The 17241-nt window shown below is 63.1% G+C and carries 18 protein-coding genes and 1 tRNA gene; 14 read left to right on the top strand and 5 right to left on the bottom strand.

The window, feature by feature from the left end:
* Positions 1–4 precede the first annotated feature (4 nt).
* The 6 genes from P4U43_RS01505 (at position 5) to P4U43_RS01480 (ending at position 6226) form a co-directional block, all read left to right on the top strand.
* Positions 5–1342 carry an acetyl-CoA C-acetyltransferase gene (locus P4U43_RS01505; RefSeq protein WP_277357150.1) on the top strand — a complete coding sequence of 446 codons (1338 nt, stop codon included), beginning with the start codon at positions 5–7 and terminating at the stop codon, positions 1340–1342.
* 2 nt (positions 1343–1344) lie between these two features.
* Positions 1345–2685, top strand: a complete 1341-nt coding sequence (locus P4U43_RS01500; protein WP_277357149.1) for a 3-oxoacyl-ACP reductase — start codon at positions 1345–1347, stop codon at positions 2683–2685.
* Entirely contained in the window at positions 2685–3608 is a 924-nt protein-coding gene (locus P4U43_RS01495; RefSeq protein WP_277357148.1) for a MaoC family dehydratase, read from the top strand. Before P4U43_RS01500 ends, P4U43_RS01495 begins: the two co-directional genes overlap by 1 nt.
* 156 nt (positions 3609–3764) lie before the next feature.
* Positions 3765–4730: a trypsin-like serine peptidase gene (locus P4U43_RS01490; protein WP_277357147.1), complete on the top strand. Its 966-nt coding sequence runs from the start codon at positions 3765–3767 to the stop codon at positions 4728–4730.
* A 101-nt stretch (positions 4731–4831) separates the two neighbouring features.
* Entirely contained in the window at positions 4832–6070 is a 1239-nt protein-coding gene (locus P4U43_RS01485; protein ID WP_277357146.1) for a kynureninase, read from the top strand.
* A 72-nt stretch (positions 6071–6142) separates the two neighbouring features.
* Positions 6143–6226 (top strand) — tRNA-Leu (locus P4U43_RS01480).
* 149 nt (positions 6227–6375) lie between these two features.
* Here P4U43_RS01480 and P4U43_RS01475 read toward each other — a convergent pair.
* Positions 6376–6693 (bottom strand): hypothetical protein, encoded by a 318-nt coding sequence (locus tag P4U43_RS01475; RefSeq protein WP_277357145.1) that lies wholly within the window; start codon positions 6691–6693, stop codon positions 6376–6378.
* Positions 6694–6916: 223 nt separating this feature from the next.
* Here P4U43_RS01475 and P4U43_RS01470 point away from each other — a divergent pair, with 223 nt between their 5' ends.
* Complete coding sequence (locus P4U43_RS01470; protein ID WP_277357144.1) at positions 6917–7159, top strand: hypothetical protein; 243 nt, start codon at positions 6917–6919, stop codon at positions 7157–7159.
* Between the two features lie 58 nt (positions 7160–7217).
* Here the strand turns inward: P4U43_RS01470 and P4U43_RS01465 are convergent, their stop codons facing one another.
* Positions 7218–7820, bottom strand: a complete 603-nt coding sequence (locus P4U43_RS01465; protein ID WP_277357143.1) for a DUF6318 family protein — start codon at positions 7818–7820, stop codon at positions 7218–7220.
* 183 nt (positions 7821–8003) lie between these two features.
* Here P4U43_RS01465 and P4U43_RS01460 point away from each other — a divergent pair, with 183 nt between their 5' ends.
* Together P4U43_RS01460 and P4U43_RS01455 are read left to right on the top strand one after the other, a co-directional pair.
* Entirely contained in the window at positions 8004–9305 is a 1302-nt protein-coding gene (locus tag P4U43_RS01460; RefSeq protein WP_277357142.1) for a M20/M25/M40 family metallo-hydrolase, read from the top strand.
* A complete protein-coding gene (locus tag P4U43_RS01455; RefSeq protein ID WP_277357141.1) occupies positions 9305–10462 on the top strand; it encodes an acyl-CoA dehydrogenase family protein in 1158 nt (385 codons plus the stop codon). The genes P4U43_RS01460 and P4U43_RS01455 overlap by 1 nt, the downstream gene beginning before the upstream one ends.
* A 10-nt stretch (positions 10463–10472) precedes the next feature.
* On the opposite strand, the gene P4U43_RS01450 is transcribed toward P4U43_RS01455, so the two are convergent.
* Complete coding sequence (locus tag P4U43_RS01450) at positions 10473–10706, bottom strand: DUF5703 family protein (protein WP_277357140.1); 234 nt, start codon at positions 10704–10706, stop codon at positions 10473–10475.
* 41 nt (positions 10707–10747) lie between these two features.
* Between P4U43_RS01450 and P4U43_RS01445 the strand changes: the two genes are divergently transcribed.
* Positions 10748–11014, top strand: coding sequence for a hypothetical protein (locus P4U43_RS01445; RefSeq protein WP_277357139.1), 267 nt, complete (start codon positions 10748–10750; stop codon positions 11012–11014).
* 58 nt (positions 11015–11072) lie between these two features.
* On the opposite strand, the gene P4U43_RS01440 is transcribed toward P4U43_RS01445, so the two are convergent.
* Positions 11073–12008: an aldo/keto reductase gene (locus tag P4U43_RS01440; RefSeq protein ID WP_277357138.1), complete on the bottom strand. Its 936-nt coding sequence runs from the start codon at positions 12006–12008 to the stop codon at positions 11073–11075.
* Positions 12009–12114: 106 nt separating this feature from the next.
* On the opposite strand from P4U43_RS01440, the gene P4U43_RS01435 reads away from it, so the two are divergent.
* Complete coding sequence (locus tag P4U43_RS01435; RefSeq protein ID WP_277357137.1) at positions 12115–12939, top strand: undecaprenyl-diphosphate phosphatase; 825 nt, start codon at positions 12115–12117, stop codon at positions 12937–12939.
* Positions 12940–12987: 48 nt separating this feature from the next.
* Positions 12988–14271 carry a cysteine--1-D-myo-inosityl 2-amino-2-deoxy-alpha-D-glucopyranoside ligase gene (mshC, locus tag P4U43_RS01430; protein ID WP_277357136.1) on the top strand — a complete coding sequence of 428 codons (1284 nt, stop codon included), beginning with the start codon at positions 12988–12990 and terminating at the stop codon, positions 14269–14271.
* Here the strand turns inward: mshC and P4U43_RS01425 are convergent.
* Complete coding sequence (locus P4U43_RS01425) at positions 14268–15119, bottom strand: proteasome assembly chaperone family protein (protein ID WP_277357225.1); 852 nt, start codon at positions 15117–15119, stop codon at positions 14268–14270. The two genes, mshC and P4U43_RS01425, sit on opposite strands and share 4 nt — an antisense overlap.
* A 149-nt stretch (positions 15120–15268) precedes the next feature.
* On the opposite strand from P4U43_RS01425, the gene P4U43_RS01420 reads away from it, so the two are divergent.
* Positions 15269–16039, top strand: coding sequence for an HAD family hydrolase (locus tag P4U43_RS01420; protein ID WP_277357135.1), 771 nt, complete (start codon positions 15269–15271; stop codon positions 16037–16039).
* Positions 16036–17190: a site-2 protease family protein gene (locus P4U43_RS01415; RefSeq protein ID WP_277357134.1), complete on the top strand. Its 1155-nt coding sequence runs from the start codon at positions 16036–16038 to the stop codon at positions 17188–17190. Before P4U43_RS01420 ends, P4U43_RS01415 begins: the two co-directional genes overlap by 4 nt.
* Positions 17191–17241: the final 51 nt, after the last annotated feature.

Here is a 17241-nt window from a genome sequence, read left to right as displayed (position 1 = left end):
AGCAGTGAGTACTCTTCCCGACCAGCAGAACGCCACACCCCAGAGCAGCAGTGGTCAACGCGGCGCGCGGAGCGCCGTCGTGATTGGAGGCAATCGCATCCCATTTGCCCGCTCGGGTGGACCATACGCGCAGGCGTCCAACCAGGAGATGCTGACGGCCGCTCTGGACGGCTTGGTGGCGCGTTTTGGGCTACAGGGGGAGCGAGTCGGAGAGGTTGCTGCAGGCGCCGTCCTCAAGCACTCCCGGGACTTCAACCTGACCCGCGAGGCGGTGCTGGGATCAGCCCTCGCCGCAGACACGCCGGCTTATGACGTGCAGCAAGCGTGCGCCACCGGCCTCGAGACGGTGATTGGGCTCTCCAACAAGATCAAGCTCGGACAAATCGAATCAGGCATTGCCGGTGGAGTAGATTCGGCTTCAGACGCGCCCGTAGCGGTGAGCGAGGGCCTGCGACGGGTATTGCTTGAACTTGCGCGCGCACGGTCTACCCCGCAAAAACTTGCTGCACTGCGTAAACTTCGTCCCGTCGATCTCAAGCCGAATGCCCCGACAACGGCGGAGCCCCGCACCGGCCTGTCCATGGGGGAGCACCAGGCAATCACTACCTCGCGCTGGAACATCAGCAGGCAGGCCCAGGACGAGTTGGCGCTGGCAAGCCACGCCAACATGGCCGCTGCCTATGACCGCGGGTTCTTCGACGACCTCGTCACGCCCTTCCGCGGGGTCTCGAGGGACGGAAACCTGCGCGCTGACACCTCCCTTGAAAAGCTGGGATCGCTCAAGCCGGTATTCGGCCGGAACCTGACCGGGGAGGCCACCATGACCGCCGGTAATTCCACCCCGCTGACAGATGGTGCGGCGGCGGTACTCCTGGGCTCCGAGGATTATGCGCGCAAACACAATCTGCCCATGCTGGCGAACGTTGTGGATGCTGAAGCGGCCGCCGTTGACTTTGTGCACGGCAAGGAGGGGCTCCTGATGGCGCCGGTCTACGCAATGCCGCGCCTGCTGCAACGCAACGACATGACGTTCGACGACTTCGACTTCTTCGAAATTCACGAAGCCTTCGCCAGCACCGTGCTGAGCAGCCTCGCCGCCTGGGAGGACGAGGATTTCTGCCGCACCCAGCTCGGTCTTTCCGGTGCGCTCGGAACAGTGGACCGCACCAAACTCAACGTCAACGGTTCTTCGCTGGCCGCGGGTCATCCGTTCGCAGCGACCGGAGCACGCATTGTCGCTTCGCTGGCTAAGTCCCTCGCCGAGAAGGGCTCGGGACGCGGTCTGATCTCGGTCTGTGCTGCGGGGGGCCAAGGCGTCGTGGCTATTCTGGAGGCGCGCTGACCATGACGGACACCTATCTCAACCTGGTCAACGCCCAGCCTCTCAGCAGGATCGCGAAGGCCGCCGGTCTGCCGCGGCCGGTCCCGCTCCGCCGTTACGCTCCAGATGCGCCGCTCGTGCCGGGGCCGGTTTTGGTGCTGGGCCGCTCCCGCAGCACGCAGGACATGGCTGCAACACTGCTCGAGTGGAACCTGGACGTCCGTCGGCACCTCCGGCCAAAGGAGAAGTTTGGCGCGGCCGTCGTTGTGCTTGATGATTTAGCACACCCCGGCGAGCTGTCGGAGGTCTTCCTCGAACTCGGCCACGGACTGCGGAACCTGCTTCCAGGCGGGCGCATCGTCACAATCTCCCGGCCCGTCACCTCCGAAATCTCCCCCCAGACCGCTGCCGCCCGGCAGGCCGTCGACGGGACGCTGCGCAGTCTGGCGAAGGAACTGCGGGGAGGAGCGACCGCTAACGGGATCCTCCTTGGTGAGGGTGTGAATACAGACGCACCCAGCGTCCGAGGGACACTCGAGTTCCTGCTCTCCGGCAAAAGCGCCTATGTGGACGGGCAGTTCATCGCAGTAGGGTCGGATCACGGCGCGCCGCCCAAGTCTGCAGAACTGCCACTCGCCGGCCGCACGGCTGTAGTGACCGGGGCCGCACGCGGGATTGGTGCGGAGATTGTCCGTGTCCTCCGACGCGACGGTGCGCACATCATCGCCGTGGACGTACCGGCGGCGGGGGAGCAGCTGGCGCAGGTAGCCAACCACGCCGGCGGCACGGCTCTGCAGGTTGATGTCACCGCTCCTGACGCCGCCGAGCGAATCCTTCGGCACGCTGCCACCCGGTACGGCGGACTCGACATCATGGTACATAACGCAGGCATCACCAGAGACCGGCTGCTCGCCAACATGGACCAGGCTCGATGGAGCTCCGTGCTCGCTGTCAATGTTGAGTCCCAGCTCCGCATCAATGAAAAGTTGCTCAGTTCGGACCACTTCAACAGCAACGGCAGCATTGTGTGTCTGGCCTCCACCAGCGGGATCGCCGGCAATCGGGGCCAGACAAACTATGCAGCGTCCAAGGCAGGCGTGATCGGCATGGTTCGCGCCACTGCCGATGCCCTGGCGGGCTCCGGGCGCACCATCAACGCCGTCGCACCGGGATTCATCGAGACGGACATGACGGCGAGAATTCCCTTCGCCACCCGCGAGGTGGCACGGCGCCTGAGCAGCCTGCAGCAGGGTGGGCTCCCCCTGGACGTAGCCGAAGCGGTCTCATTCCTCGCCTCGACCAATGCCGCCGGAATCAACGGTCAGGTCCTGCGTGTCTGCGGACAGAACCTGGTAGGTGCCTGATGGATCGCCGCTTGGACGCTCCTCCGAAGCTGCCGACGCTCTACGCTGCGGCGCTGGCGCGTCAGGCAAGGAACGCGCTGCGCAGGCCCGCGCCCACGGACCCGTTGCCGACAGAGCGACACAGGGTTGACAACGTCACGGCCACGCAGGAGAAGCTTGACGCTTTCCAGCGCCTGATGGGCCGCCCGCAAGCAGAGTTCCTCCCGTCAGGGTATCTCCACACCCTCGCGTTCCCGGTGGCGGTCAGCGTTCTTGCCAGGCCGGACTTTCCGCTTCCGCTGCTCGGTATGATCCACCTCAGTAACGACATCCACCACCTGCGTCCGATTTCGCTCAGCGAACGCCTGAGTGTCACCGCCTGGGTCGAAAATCTGTTGCCGCATCACAGCGGCGCCCAGGTGGACGTCTTGGTTGACATCAAGACTGACTCCGAATCCGTCTGGAGAGGCAGGTCCACCTATCTGGCGAAGGGCGTCAAGGCGAACGGGCCGGCGGGTACGGCCGTGCCGTCCGCGGGCGAGCGCCGGACCGAACAACTACCGGAATTTCACACCCGCCAGTGGGCACTGGCGAGCGACATCGGGCGGCGTTACGCGAGCGTCTCGGGTGACTACAACCCTATCCATCTGAGTGGGATCTCGGCGCGGGCAAGTGGTATGAAGCGGCCTATTGCCCATGGCATGTACCTGGCCTCGCGCATGGCGGCAGAGATGGGCCCCGGGGACGCAACACCCTTCCGCTGGACAGTTGAGTTCAGGGCTCCGGTCACCCTGCCCTCAAGGGTATTCCTGTCGGCGGGCATGGACAGGTCAGTAACGGCCCAGTGGCAAGGGGCCGAAGTGACCGCCTGGGATCCGCGTCGTCGTCGTAAGCATTTTTCCGGTCGAATGGAAAGGCTGGGAGACAGCGCAGGCGAGGAATAATTGCATGACCCTCCTTCAATGTCCAGAGGGACGGCCTGATTCGCCATCAGTTTCAACCCAGATGGTCTCCTGGTCTGTGATCGGCCTTTCGAACAGTGCAGACTCCAGAAGTCAGCTACCGCTGACGGTTCACCACTGATCGAAACGAGGAATTTCGTGAATTCACGAGGTTTGAAGGCAGCCGTTCTCGCAGCATCGACGCTGATGGCTACGGCACTGATGACCGGCGGGGCGGCCCAGGCCGCTCCGCAGACGCCGCTGAAGGCGCCGGCGGCCACCATCTCCCATGCACAGACCGACTCCCAGGATGCGCTTGAGGCGTACTGGACCCCGGAGCGGATGAAGAACGCAAAGCCAGGCAACACCATCAACTCACAGGGCTGGGGGGAGCAGGGCCGCTCCATCATGCCGAAGGCAGGCGCGGATGCCCTCGCTGCACCACAGCCCAAGGCAGCACCGGTCAAGCGTGCAGGTAGCCCTGCACCGGTGTCGCATATCGGGAAGGTCTTCTTCACGCTCGGCGGCCAGAACTACGTCTGCTCGGCCAATTCGGTTCAGAGCTTCAATCAAAGCACCGTTGCCACCGCCGGGCACTGCACCTATGACATCAACGCCGGCTGGGCAAGCAAGTTCGTGTTCGTGCCCGCCTACAGCAACGGGTCTGCTCCATACGGCATGTGGTCGGCAACGTCGCTGCATTCCACCAGCGAATGGATCTCCCGCAACGACATCAGCTACGACGGCGCCTTCGCCGTTGTAGCGCCGTTGAACGGGCGCACGCTGGCCGCCACCGTGGGTGCGTCGAGGATCGGCTTCAACCTCGCCCGCGGTCTCACCTACACCGCCTACGGTTATCCCGCAGCTGCTCCCTTCAACGGGGAATCCCTGAAGAACTGCTATGGCACCGCCTCACGCGACCGGATCGGCGGCACACAGTCCCAGGGCATCCCGTGTGACATGACCGGCGGGTCTTCCGGCGGGCCCTGGTTCATCGGATCGGGCTCGTCCGGCACACAGAACTCCGTGAACAGCTTCGGCTACAACACCCAGAAGAACGTCATGTACGGACCGTACTTCGGAAGCTCCATCCAGAGCGCGTACACCAACGCGTCCAACCGCTAGCGCACAACGCTTACCGGTCCGGAAAGGCCGGCTCCACCTCACGCGGTGGGGCCGGCTTTCGCGTCACCGGTGAGCCGGTGTTGCGCACCTACACTGATTGCATGACGAACGACTCCCTGCTTGCCCGTGCCCGCACTCTTGATGCGGAGGACCCCCTGGCCTCCTGCCGCGCGCTCTTTGAAGGCCACGACGACGATGCTATTGCGGCCTATCTGGACGGAAATTCGCTCGGGCGCCCGCTGAGGGCAACCACGGAGCACCTACCTGAGTTTGTGCGGAAACAGTGGGGCGGCAGGCTCATCCGTGGCTGGGACGAGGAGTGGCTGCAGCTTCCCCAGAGAATAGGGGACCGCATCGGGCGGGTTGTGCTAGGTGCGGCGGACGGCGAGTGTGTCGTCGCCGATTCCACGAGCGTCCTGCTGTACAAGGTCATTCGAGCAGCACTCGCCGCTCGCCCGGGCCGGACGGGCATAGTGATCGAACGGGACAACTTCCCCACTGACCGCTTCATCGTCGAAGGAATCGCAGCCGACCGCGGCCTGGCGGTTCACTGGGTGGAGGCAGCATACGACGCTGGTCCCACCCCCGAGGAAGTGGCAGGCGCACTCGGCCCGGACACCGCCGTCGTCGTCCTCAGCCACGTTGCCTACCGGTCGGCCCACATCGCCGACATGGAAGCGATCACCCGGCTTGTGCACGAGGCTGGAGCGCTGATTGTGTGGGACCTAAGCCATTCTGTGGGGTCGGTGCCTGTGCGGTTGGACGCCTGTGGGGCGGACTTCGCGGTCGGTTGCAGCTACAAATACCTCAACGGCGGGCCTGGTGCACCTGCCTGGGCTTACGTGGCCCGGCGGCACCTCGCTGATCTCGTCCAGCCCATTCAGGGCTGGCTGGGAAGTGCCGATCCGTTCGGGATGGGTTCGAGCTACCAGCCGGCGGATGGAATCCGCCGCATGATCTCGGGGACGCCACCGATCCTCGGGATGCTTGCGCTGCAGGACATGCTCGACCTCATCGAGGGTGTGGGTATCGAAGCCGTTCGAGCCAAATCGGTGAAGCTGACCTCCTTCGCCATCGAAGCAGTCGACGAACTGATGGGTCCAGCCGGAGTGAATGTTGCATCGCCCCGTGATGCTGCGCAGCGCGGCAGCCACATAACCATTGACCATGAGTCTTTCAGAACGGTGCTGCCCGGGCTGTGGAAGGACGGCGTCATTCCCGATTTCCGCAACCCCGATGGACTCCGTCTGGGCCTGTCCCCGCTGTCCACCTCATTCGAAGAGACGTTGATTGGTATCCGCGCGATCGCGGACCGGCTTCCCGCGAAGGTACTCGATTAAACTCTTGGGCCATGCTCGTGTTAGAGTTTTTCTCGCTGCTTTCGAGGGTTTTGAGCCTCGAAATCACCACCTGCGCGGGTGGCGGAATGGCAGACGCGCTAGCTTGAGGTGCTAGTCCTCTTATTGAGGGTGGGGGTTCAAGTCCCCCTCCGCGCACAACAAAAACCCCGGATTTCCGGGGTTTTTTTGTGCCCTCGACCACGTCGATGCTGTCGCCAAACCCATCGCATGGGTTCGGCTGGGCTGCGCACTTCGCCGGCCAGGCGCGGACGCGGGCCTCCGGGAGGAATCAGGAGCGCCGCTGTCTAAGGGCAAGGGTCACCGGACGAATACCCCTGCACTCCGTGTCGCGCACCTTGATACGTGCCAGCGTTGTGCTGAAACTTCTCGCCATCGGGCAACTCACTGTAGGTACGCGGTCTGCTCAGGTCCTTGTGGCGGGCCAACAGTCCCAGGAGGGTCACCACAGCCCCGGCTGCGATCAGGAGCGATCCCGCGACGACGGCCGCTATGCCCAGGGCGTCGCTCTTACCTTCGATGACATCGGCGAATGGAAGTAGCGAGGCGGTCAGACCTACCACAATCGATAGTCCGCCGGTGCTGAGCAGTTTGGTGTGAGACATCATTTTCCCCCCGGTTGGATACTCCATTGAAGCATCGGTATGGGATGCATCACAGGTGCGGTGCGCTCAAACTTCGCCAGTCGGGCGGTGTCTCAGGAACACTGGGAGGCAGGATAGACACCCTCGATGGGCGCACCGGAATCACTGATAGGGCATCTGCTGCGAGTACCTTGTGCTTACAGTGGGCGGGTGGTCCACCCGAATACGTGATGAGAGGTTATCGATGAGCCAGGAGTGGTACCGGAACTTTGACAAGCGGATGTCGCTCTCCATCTCCAACTCGTGGCGAAAGCATAATGAGGCCGCTGGAAAACGTCAGATCCTCGCGGGGTCCGTCTTCGCCCTGATTGGCATCTGCCTGCTCGTCGCAGGTGTGAGCCGGTATGTTGACGTGGCCTACAGGGACGGAAGCAGTGGTCTCGCGGTGGCGTTCTTCCTCTTGATCACAGCTCTTGGATCTGGTTAAACGGCAGCACCCGCTCCTGTCGAAGGCAGGGAGCGGGTGCGTAACGCGTGGACGGGTCCTACTCAGTGGCAGGAAGTTCCGCGTCCGGCGTCTCCTCGAGGTAGGTGGCCTTCCAGGCACCATCGGAGTACACCACGGTGGCGGAGTACATTGAACCGGCAGGATCGAAGGGGCGAGTCTCCTCCACGTCGCCGGCCTCATTGAACTCGGTGTAGGCATCCGGATTAACCGGAATCATCGCGTCAACCTCGACACCTTCCGCCACCTCCTCGGCGGCGGTCGTGATGAGGATTTGCTTCACCTTGGGCTGCCCGCCCAGAATCCAGCCGCCGTCGTCGTAAATGCCCTTGATTGTTTCTGCATTGGCAACCGCTGCCTCAGCACCGTCCAGCGAGGCGAGCAGTGCCTCCACATCGCCAGTCTGCTGGGCATAGGACTTGAGCTGGAAAACGTGGTGCAGAAAAGCCTTGGCGCCGTCAGCGGTGGGTTCGCCCATGAGGTCATTGACAGAAGGCTCGGCGATGTTCTGTGCAGGTGCGGTTGAGCTTGCCGCCGTGGGCGCCGCGTTGGATCCGGTGGCGGCAGAGTCGGTGGACTCCCCGCAACCGGTGAGCACAGCGAGGGCGACGGCGGCGGTGGCCGCAATCTTGATGGTCTTCATGATCTCCCCAGAAAGGTAAGTGATGCGCCCGAAGCGGCGTCGACGCCCATCAGGATAGCCGTAGCCTGAGGCAACGGAAGCCGAAGCCGGCTTGAACGTGCTGGAAATCACACGGCATGGGCAGACTCCGGACGCGGCATCGGTAGGCTGGTCCCAACACCCGCTATTCGATGGAGGTCTGCAATGGGCGTCGCCCCCGAAGAAGAAGTTGTCCGGATCTGCCGGGAACTCATCCAGATCGACACTTCGAACTTCGGAGATAACCAGGGACCAGGAGAGCGCAAGGCTGCAGAATATACGGCAGGTCTCATCGAAGAGGTAGGGCTCGAGGCGCAACTGTTCGAGTCAGCCCCCGGACGGGCTTCCGTTCTGACCCGGATGTCAGGAACCGACTCCAGCCTTCCAGCCCTGGTGGTGCACGGCCACCTCGACGTCGTACCTGCTCAGAAAGAGGACTGGAGTGTCGATCCGTTCAGTGCAGAGGAGCGCGACGGATTGATCTGGGGTAGGGGAGCGGTGGACATGAAAGATATGGACGCCATGATTCTTTCCGTCCTGCGCTCCATGCAGCGCGATGGCACACGGCCCAAACGAGACCTCATCTTCGCGTTCTTCGCAGACGAGGAAGCCGGCGGAAACTACGGCGCCTCCTGGCTGGTGGACAACAAACCTGAACTGTTCGACGGCGCAACTGAGGCGATCTCGGAGGTTGGCGGGTTCTCGGCAATCATCGGCGGCCAACGCACATATCTTCTGCAGACGGCAGAGAAGGGTATCTCCTGGCTTCGGTTGGTGGCGCACGGCCGCGCAGGCCACGGTTCACAGATCAATACCGATAACGCTGTAACGCAGCTCGCACGGGCAGTAGCGCGCATCGGTGAACATCAGTGGCCGATCGAGCTTACGCCGACCACGCGACAATTCCTCGACGGCGTCACGGAGCTGACGGGGGTTGAGTTCGACGCAGATAACCCGGAAATCCTGTTGAAGGAGCTGGGAACCGTTGCGCGCTTCGTCGGCGCAACCTTGCAGAACACGTCCAACCCCACAGTGTTGAAGGGCGGCTACAAGCACAACGTCATCCCCGGCAGCGCCGAAGCGCTCGTTGATGTCCGCACTCTGCCCGGACAGGAAGAGGAGGTTTTCGAGACGATCAAGTCGCTGGCGGGCGATTCCGTGGATGTCAGCTACGAGCATAAGGATGTCTCGCTCGAAGTACCGTTCGCGGGGAACCTGGTGGACCGCATGGTGGATTCGCTACTCGCCGAGGACCCCGGAGCCAAGGTGCTGCCCTACACTCTTTCCGGCGGAACCGACAACAAGTCGCTGAGCCGGCTCGGCATCACGGGTTATGGGTTTGCTCCTTTACGGCTGCCCGATGACCTCGACTTCACCGGCATGTTCCACGGCGTGGATGAGCGGGTGCCCACCGATTCACTCCGCTTCGGTGCGCGCGTGCTCAACCGTCTACTCACAGGCAGCTGATGAGTTCCGTCGCAGAGGAAATGCTTCCAGCGGATCTCCTCGAGCGGTTCCGTGCACGTGCGGCGGACTACGATGCACGGAATGTTTTTTGCACGGAAGATTTTGAGGAGCTCGCTTCCCGTGGCTACCTGCGCCTCTTCTGTCCGGAGCACGACGGCGGAGCAGCCGTGGGCATGGCCCAGGCAGTGGCCTGCCAACGCAGGCTGGCATCGGCCGCCCCTGCCACGGCCCTCGCTGTGAACATGCACCTGGTCTGGACGGCTGTGGCCAGGCTGCTCGCACAGGAGGGAGACAGTTCGCTGGGCTTCATCCTCAGCGAGGCATCCGCGGGAGAAATATTCGCCTTCGGGCTCTCGGAGCCTGGCAATGATTCGGTGTTGTTTGATTCGAGCACCGTCGTAGAGCGTCGCCCGGATGGCGGCTACGCATTCACGGGCACCAAAATCTTCACCAGCCTTTCGCCCGTGTGGACCCGGCTTGGTGTGTTCGGAAAGTGCATGGATGAAGACGGTGAACGGTTGGTTCACGGATTCGTCACCCGAGGCTCGGCCGGCACAGAGATCCTGGAGGACTGGAACATGCTTGGCATGCGGGCGACGCAGTCCCACACAACCCTGCTGAACGGCGTCGTGATTCCACCGGCAAGGATCTTCCGGAAGCTACCGGTCGGGCCGAATCGGGATCCACTTGTCTTTGCAATCTTTGCGGCGTTCGAGACGCTGATCAGCGCCGTCTATGCCGGCATTGCCGACCGCGCCCTTGAGTTGGCTGTGCAGGCCGCGCTCCAGCGGGCTCCGGGGATGGATGGAATTCCTGTTGCATCGCGTCCTGGCGTGCGTTCAGCCGTGGCAGACGCCGCCATGAGCTGGGAGCGCGTTGATGCCCACATTAGGCTGCTGGCCTCGGACCTTGATTCCGGGGCAGCTCATGGGGATCATTGGTTCGCTAAACTGGTGGCGCTGAAGATTCACTCCACGAGCGCCGCCCGCGAACTGGTGGACGCGGCAGTGTTTCTATCCGGCGGAAAGGGTTACTCCAATGACAGCGAGATCAGTCGCATCTCGCGGGACGTAGCAGCGGGTTTCTTTCATCCGTCCAACCTGGAGTCGGCGCGCCGCACGGTTGCATCGGCGTGGCTTGGTCCTGAGCAGCAGTAAGAACCACTGCTCAGGCGGTGCGCTCTACCCGGAGCACTTTGCGCCGTAGCCAGAAGCGTCGGTGACCGTTTATGTAAATGCAGCTCCGCTCCAGTTCCCACTTGCCGTACTCTGCATGCTCAGTCAGTAGCTGGCGCGCCATGGAGAGTGGTTCGCCGGCGTTGACGGTGAGCACGAGGTACTCATACTGGCGGCCGTAATCCCGTTTCCGAATGGCGGTTGAGTTCAGAAATTGTTCGCGCATTTCCCTCCAATTTGCTTCACTTTACCGATAACGTCTAGACCATGAGCATCGATCCGCGTGTCGCATTGCAATCGCTGGTTTCCGCACTGGAAGAACACCTCGCCGCGGCAGCATCACGCAGGGGAGAGGATGATCCCGCGGTCGAAGCCGCCTATCTTTCCATCGCCGATTCTTTTGAGGCGTACGAGGAATCGCTGTATGACGCCTACGGCGAAGTGACTCCCCTCGTCATCTACGAAGACGACGAGGAAGATGACGAAGAGGGCAGCAGCGGAAATGGAGTGCGGGAACCGGCCAGCGGCTCCTGACCTGGCCGTCAGCTTTCGGCCGCGACGCCGCATCGAGACCGTTTCGGGATGTGAGCGCTCAGCGTGGCGCGGAGACCTCGTCCAACACCTCGGAGATCTGCGCAGGAAGAGGCGCCAGCGAGCATGCCAGCAGTTCCTTCAACTGCGCGCCAGTGCGTGCTCCGAGCACGGCCGAGGCGACGGTGGGGCGTTGGAGAAGCCAGCGAAGCGCTACTTCGGCGGGTGAAAGTTCCAAACCTCTCGCGGCGGTGGCGACCGCTTCAGTAATGCGCGCTGCCCGCCCTGACAGGTACGGTTCGAGGTAGCCGGCCCACTCATCGGACGCGGCACGTGAGTCAGACGGCAGCTGCGATCGATACTTGCCTGTCAGTGCACCGCGTCCAAGCGGTGCCCATGCGAGCGTTCCCACTCCGAGAGCGTCCGAAGCCGGTAGCACCTCGTCCTCCGGGCGACGGCTGAGCAGTGAATACTCCGTCTCGTGGACCGAAAGGGGAAACCCCGCCGTTGAACATAACCGGGTCAATTCCCAACCTGTGTAATTGGTCACCCCTACATAGCGTGCCTTGCCCGACCTGTAGGCGTATTCGAGCGCAGCCAGCGTCTCCTCTACGGGTATGTTCGCACCGGTAGCGGGTGCCATCCAGATATCAACGCTGTCGGTACCCAGGCGCGAAAGCGAAGCATCCAGGGAATCCAGCAAGCCTTTTCGGGACGCGTCGAGGCGTCCCTCGGACCAGTGCCGCGGAATGCCGCCGGACACGGCAAGGACCACCTCTGAGCGCGCAACAAGATCGCCCAGCAGCGATCCAAGTACCGCCTCTGACTGTCCGTCAGAGAAACGTGCGGCCGTGCTGATCAGCGTTCCGCCGGCCTCGACGAACAGGCGCAACTGCTCCCGCGCCGCTTCTTCGTCAACGTCGCCGCCCCAGGTCATTGTCCCGAGGCCGAGCACTGATACCAGTTGTCCGCTACCGCCCGCGTTTCGCCACTGCATACGCCTAAGCCTACTGGCCGAGGGACCCGCGCCGAGTGCGGGCGAGGGGGCGAAGGCGAGGACTCATTGAAGGGTAGGCCCGGCACGGTGACGTAGGGTCTTATCTGTGAATTGGATCGAAGCGGCCGTCCTGGGCCTCGTTCAGGGCCTTACCGAATTTTTGCCAATCTCATCAAGTGCACACCTGCGAATCGCCGGAGAGCTTCTGCCCAGGGCACAGGACCCGGGGGCAGCTTTCACGGCGATTACCCAGCTCGGGACAGAAACCGCGGTGATCGTGTACTTCTGGCGGGACATCGTCCGAATCATCAGGGCGTGGTTCGGCTCCCTCACCGGCAAAACCGCGCAGAACGACCCGGACGCTCGAATGGGGTGGCTGGTCATCCTCGGCAGCCTGCCGATCGTCATCCTCGGGCTGCTCTTCCAGGAGCAGATCGAAAGTACGTTCCGCAGTATGTGGCTGGTGGCTACCATGCTGGTCGTTTTCGGCGTGATCCTCGCGGTTGCAGACGCCGTTGGCCGCCAACGGCTGACTCTTGACCGACTGACCTACAAACACGGAATCCTGTACGGGCTTGCGCAGGCGCTCGCTCTTATTCCCGGTGTCTCCCGCTCGGGTGGAACGATCACTGCCGGACTGCTGATGGGCTACACGCGCGAAGCGGCCGCGAGATACTCCTTCCTGCTCGCCATCCCCGCAGTTTTTGGCAGCGGTCTCTACCAGCTCTACAAGAGTGCCGGGACGCCCGGTCCCTATGGCGGCCTGGAGACCCTCCTCGCAACCGTCATCGCCTTCGGGGTGGGCTACGTCATCATCGGGTGGTTCCTGAAGTTCGTCTCCACCCGCAGTTATGGCGTCTTCGTCTGGTACCGGATCGTCCTCGGCCTGGTAATCTTCCTGCTTCTCGGCTTCGGCGTCATTACCGCGTGACGCGTCTGTCGCGCCGATCGCCAACATCCAACCCCGTAAGGTAGAACAGTGATTTCCTGGAATTCCCGGACCGTTCCGGGCCTGCCCGGCAGCCCTCCTCCCATTCGCCTGTGGGACAGCGCCCTGAAGCGCTTCATAGAGCTTCCCGCTGGGCAGCGACAGGGATTGTATGTCTGCGGAATCACACCCTACGACGCCACGCATATGGGCCACGCGGCCACCTACGTGGCATTCGACCTGCTGAACCGGCTCTGGCGGGATGCCGGGTCCGCGGTGGACTACGTCCAGAACGTGACAGACGTAGATGATCCGCTGCTCGAGCGCGCCAGCGCCACCAACGTCGATTGGATGGATCTCGCCCGCTCGCAAACGGACCTTTTCCGAGCGGACATGGAAGCGCTCAACGTCCTCGCTCCCGCCCACTACGTGGGAGCAGTCGAATCCGTCGCTGCCATTGTCCCGGTCATCGAGGATTTGCTGAAGCGCGACCTCGCGTACCGCGTTCCGGGCTCCGAAACCGACCCCGACGGCGATGTGTACTTCTCCGTCGACCAGGCAACGGAACTATCGGACGCCGCCGGAGAAACGCAGTGGAAGCTGGGCTTCATCTCGCATCTGGGCGAAGACGAGATGATTCCCACCTTCGCCGATCGCGGTGGCGATCCTGCCCGACCGGGAAAGCGCAATGCGCTCGACCCCCTGCTCTGGCGGGTCGCCCGGCCGTCGGAGCCGGCGTGGGACGGTGCGTCCCTCGGCGACGGAAGGCCAGGCTGGCACATCGAGTGCTCGGTGATTGCGCTCCAGCATCTCCCGGCGCCTTTCGCGGTGCAGGGCGGGGGAGCGGACCTGATGTTTCCCCACCACGAAATGAGCTCTGGCCACGCGCAGGCCATTTCCGGGCGTCCGCTTGCTCGCCACTACGCGCATGCGGGCATGGTAGGGCTTGACGGCGAGAAAATGAGCAAGTCCAAAGGCAATCTGGTGCTGGTCTCTGCATTGCGCGAAGCCGGGACCGATCCAGCTGCCATTCGCCTCGCCATCCTCGCGAACCACTACCGTTCCGACTGGTCGTGGACATCGATCGGTCTGGATACCGCGCGCTACAGGCTGGATACGTGGCGGGCCGCACTCGCCGGAGCAACGGTGGAATCGGTAGAGGATCTTGTCGGAGCGATGCGGGCGGCGTTGACGGATGACCTTGATGCTCCGGCGGCCCTGCTGGCAGTGGATCGCTGGTGCGCTGAAACAGCGCACCTCGCAGGAACAGACTCAGGCGCGCAGCTGGCTGCTGACGCTTTCGACGCGCTGCTGGGGATCCGGCTGAAGGACTAGTCCTTACGGCGTTTCTTGAGGTAACGCTCAAACTCACGTGCAATTGATTCGCCGCTTGCCTCCGGAAGGTCAGCGGTGTCCTTTGCCTCCTCGAGCTGGCGCACGTATGCCGCAACCTCCGGGTCCTCAGTGGACAGCTCATCCACTCCCCGCTCCCATGCCTCGGCTTCCTCTGCGAGTGCCTGCGTGTCCAGGCCGACGCGGAGTAGTTCTTCAAGCCGGTTCAACAGGGCGAGCTGGGCTTTCGGGGACGGTGACTGTCCGACATAGTGGGGGACGGCCGCCCACATGGACAGGGTGGGTATGTCAGCGAGCTGGCCCACCTCCGCAAGCACTCCCACAATGCCGATCGGTCCCTCGTAGGTGGAGGCCTCGACGTTGAGCGACTCGCGAATGAGGTCGTCGTCGGAAGACACCGTGACCGGAATCGGACGGGTGTGCGGCACATCCGCGAGGAGCGCACCGACCAGGACAAGGCAGTCGACGTCGAGTTCCTTGGCCATACCCACCAGCTCGGCTGTGTATCCGCGCCACTTGTAGGACGGTTCGACACCGTGGACCAGGATGACGTCCAGGTTACTTTCAGGCACTGAGGCCTTGCTGATGCGGGTGGTGGGCCATTTGATGCGCCGCAGTCCGGAGCTATTGCGCCTGATGACGGGCCGGGTGAATTGGAAATCGTAGAACTCGTCGGCATCGATGGTCGAGATCTTTTCCCCGCCCCACTGCGTACCGAGAAACTTCAGAGCATCGCTGGCAGCTTCGCCGGCATCATTCCATCCCTCGAACGCGGCGAGCATGACCGTGACTCTTCCTCCGGTTTCCGTCTCCGGGAACAGGCCGGGAATGCCGTCAGGAACATCCTGAGTCTGGTTGTCTTCGAACGTACTCACCGTTTCACCCTAATCCTCCGCCGCTGTCGTGTCAGGCGCGCCAACGCAGCTTCGCGCAGAGCGGACCCGCCGGCCGGCCCTGCGTGGCCCCGTAGACTTGAGGAATGGTCACCCCTTTCAGCAATACGGCTGTGCCCTCAGATAACGGACAGCGTGCCGAGCACCGTGCTCCCGCGGAGCGCATTCTTCAGGCTGTGCTGTGGGACATGGACGGCACGATCGTGGATACCGAACCGTACTGGATTGAAGCTGAGCGTGCGCTGGTCGCCGCCCACGGCGGATCCTGGTCCGATGAGCAGGCAACGGGCCTGGTAGGCCAGGCACTCACCTTTTCGGCCGGCGTGTTGCAGGCCGCTGGTGTCAGGTTGAGCGTGCGCGAGATCATTGACACGCTCACGACACAGGTGACAGCAAGGGTCAGCGAGTCGGTTCCGTGGCGTCCGGGTGCCCGCGAACTCCTGACCGCCCTGCGGCAGGCCGGGATTCCCTGTGCACTGGTCACGATGTCCGAGCAGCAATTGGCGCTCGAGGTGTCACGCCACCTGCCGGAGGGTACGTTCGAATTGTTGGTAACCGGTGACCAGGTAGCCCGGGGAAAGCCTGATCCCGAGGCATACCAGAGGGCCTTTGACTTCCTCTCGGAAGGTCGCATGCTACACAAGGAGCGCGTGGTGGCCATCGAGGATTCCCTTCCCGGGGTCACATCAGCCAGGGCCGCGGGAGTAGTCACCCTTGGCGTACCGCACTTCGTTGCCTTGCCCGCTGAATCCGCTGACCACCAGTGGACCAGCCTCGCCGGACGCACCGTGGAAGATGTTGAAGACCTCGTCCACTTCCACGTTGGACGCGCTACAGGCGAAAGGGCAACTGCGTGAATAGGTCACGACGCCCTGAGCCCGTACGCCAGGAAGGTATTCCGCTAGGGCGGATCTTCGGTATTCCGGTTGTACTGGCATGGTCATGGTTCATCATCACGGCTTTCGTGGTCATCGTCTTCGGCCCGCAGGTGGCAGACCTGTACCCTGCCATTGGCTTGGGCGCGTACGGCGTTGCCCTCACCTATGCCGTCCTGCTCGCAGCGTCCGTCCTCATACATGAACTTGCACACGCGCTCTCAGCCCGAAGGTTCGGGTGGCCGACCACGCGTATCGTCCTGAATCTCTGGGGCGGACATACCCAGTTTGAAAACTTCGCCGCCAGCCCCGGCAGGTCATTGGTCGTTGCCATGGCGGGACCCGCAGCCAACCTGGTCCTTGCTGTCGCCGGGTGGGGAGCGCTGGTCATCATCGAACCAACCGGCGTGTTAAATCTCCTGGCCAATATACTGATCTGGGCCAACTTCCTTGTCGCGGCCTTCAACGTACTGCCCGGCCTGCCCCTCGACGGCGGACGGATCGTCGAATCTGCTGTTTGGCGTGCTACCGGCAGCCAGGAAAAAGGAACGGTGGCCGCCGGCTGGACAGGGAGGGCTATCGCCGTCCTCCTCGTTGCTGCCGTTGTGCTGGTGCCACTTCTTGGCGGTTCCCAACCCAGCACCGTCACGGTGATTGTCGCCGTCGTTATGGGCGGTTTCCTATGGCTCGGGGCCAGCTCAGCGATAGCCAACGCTCAGATGCGGCTGAGACTACCCGAAGTCAGCGCAGGGAGATTGAAGCGTCCCGCGGTGAGCGTCCCGGCGGGAACCTCCGTCCAGCAGGTCCGGCGGCTGCTCGCCGACCGGCCAGGGCACGAGGTCGTCCTGACCAGCCCGGATGGGCTGCCGGAAGCGGTGGTGGACCAAGGCGCGTTGACGGCCGTCCCCGATACGCAGGCCGAGGGTACGTCGGCGAATGCTGTCGCCCGCGCGCTCGCGCCGGGCGCCTACGTGCCTGAATTTGCCGAAGGGCAGGAACTGGTGCAGTATCTGGCCAGGCTCGCCGGAAGTGAGTACGCGGTGACAGACCGGCAAGGGTCGGTCACCGGTGTTCTGCATCAGTCCGTTGTCATCGCGGCTATCACAGGCCGTGCTCAACCAGGCAGTAACTGACACTACGCATACCCACGAACACGGGCGCCGTCAGGTTGCCTCAGCAGAACC

The sequence above is a fragment of the Arthrobacter vasquezii genome (genome assembly GCF_029455255.1).
Lineage (GTDB): Bacteria > Actinomycetota > Actinomycetes > Actinomycetales > Micrococcaceae > Arthrobacter_D > Arthrobacter_D parietis.
Note: the sequence above shows the minus strand (reverse complement) of the source record. Positions and strands in the feature narration are given on the sequence as shown.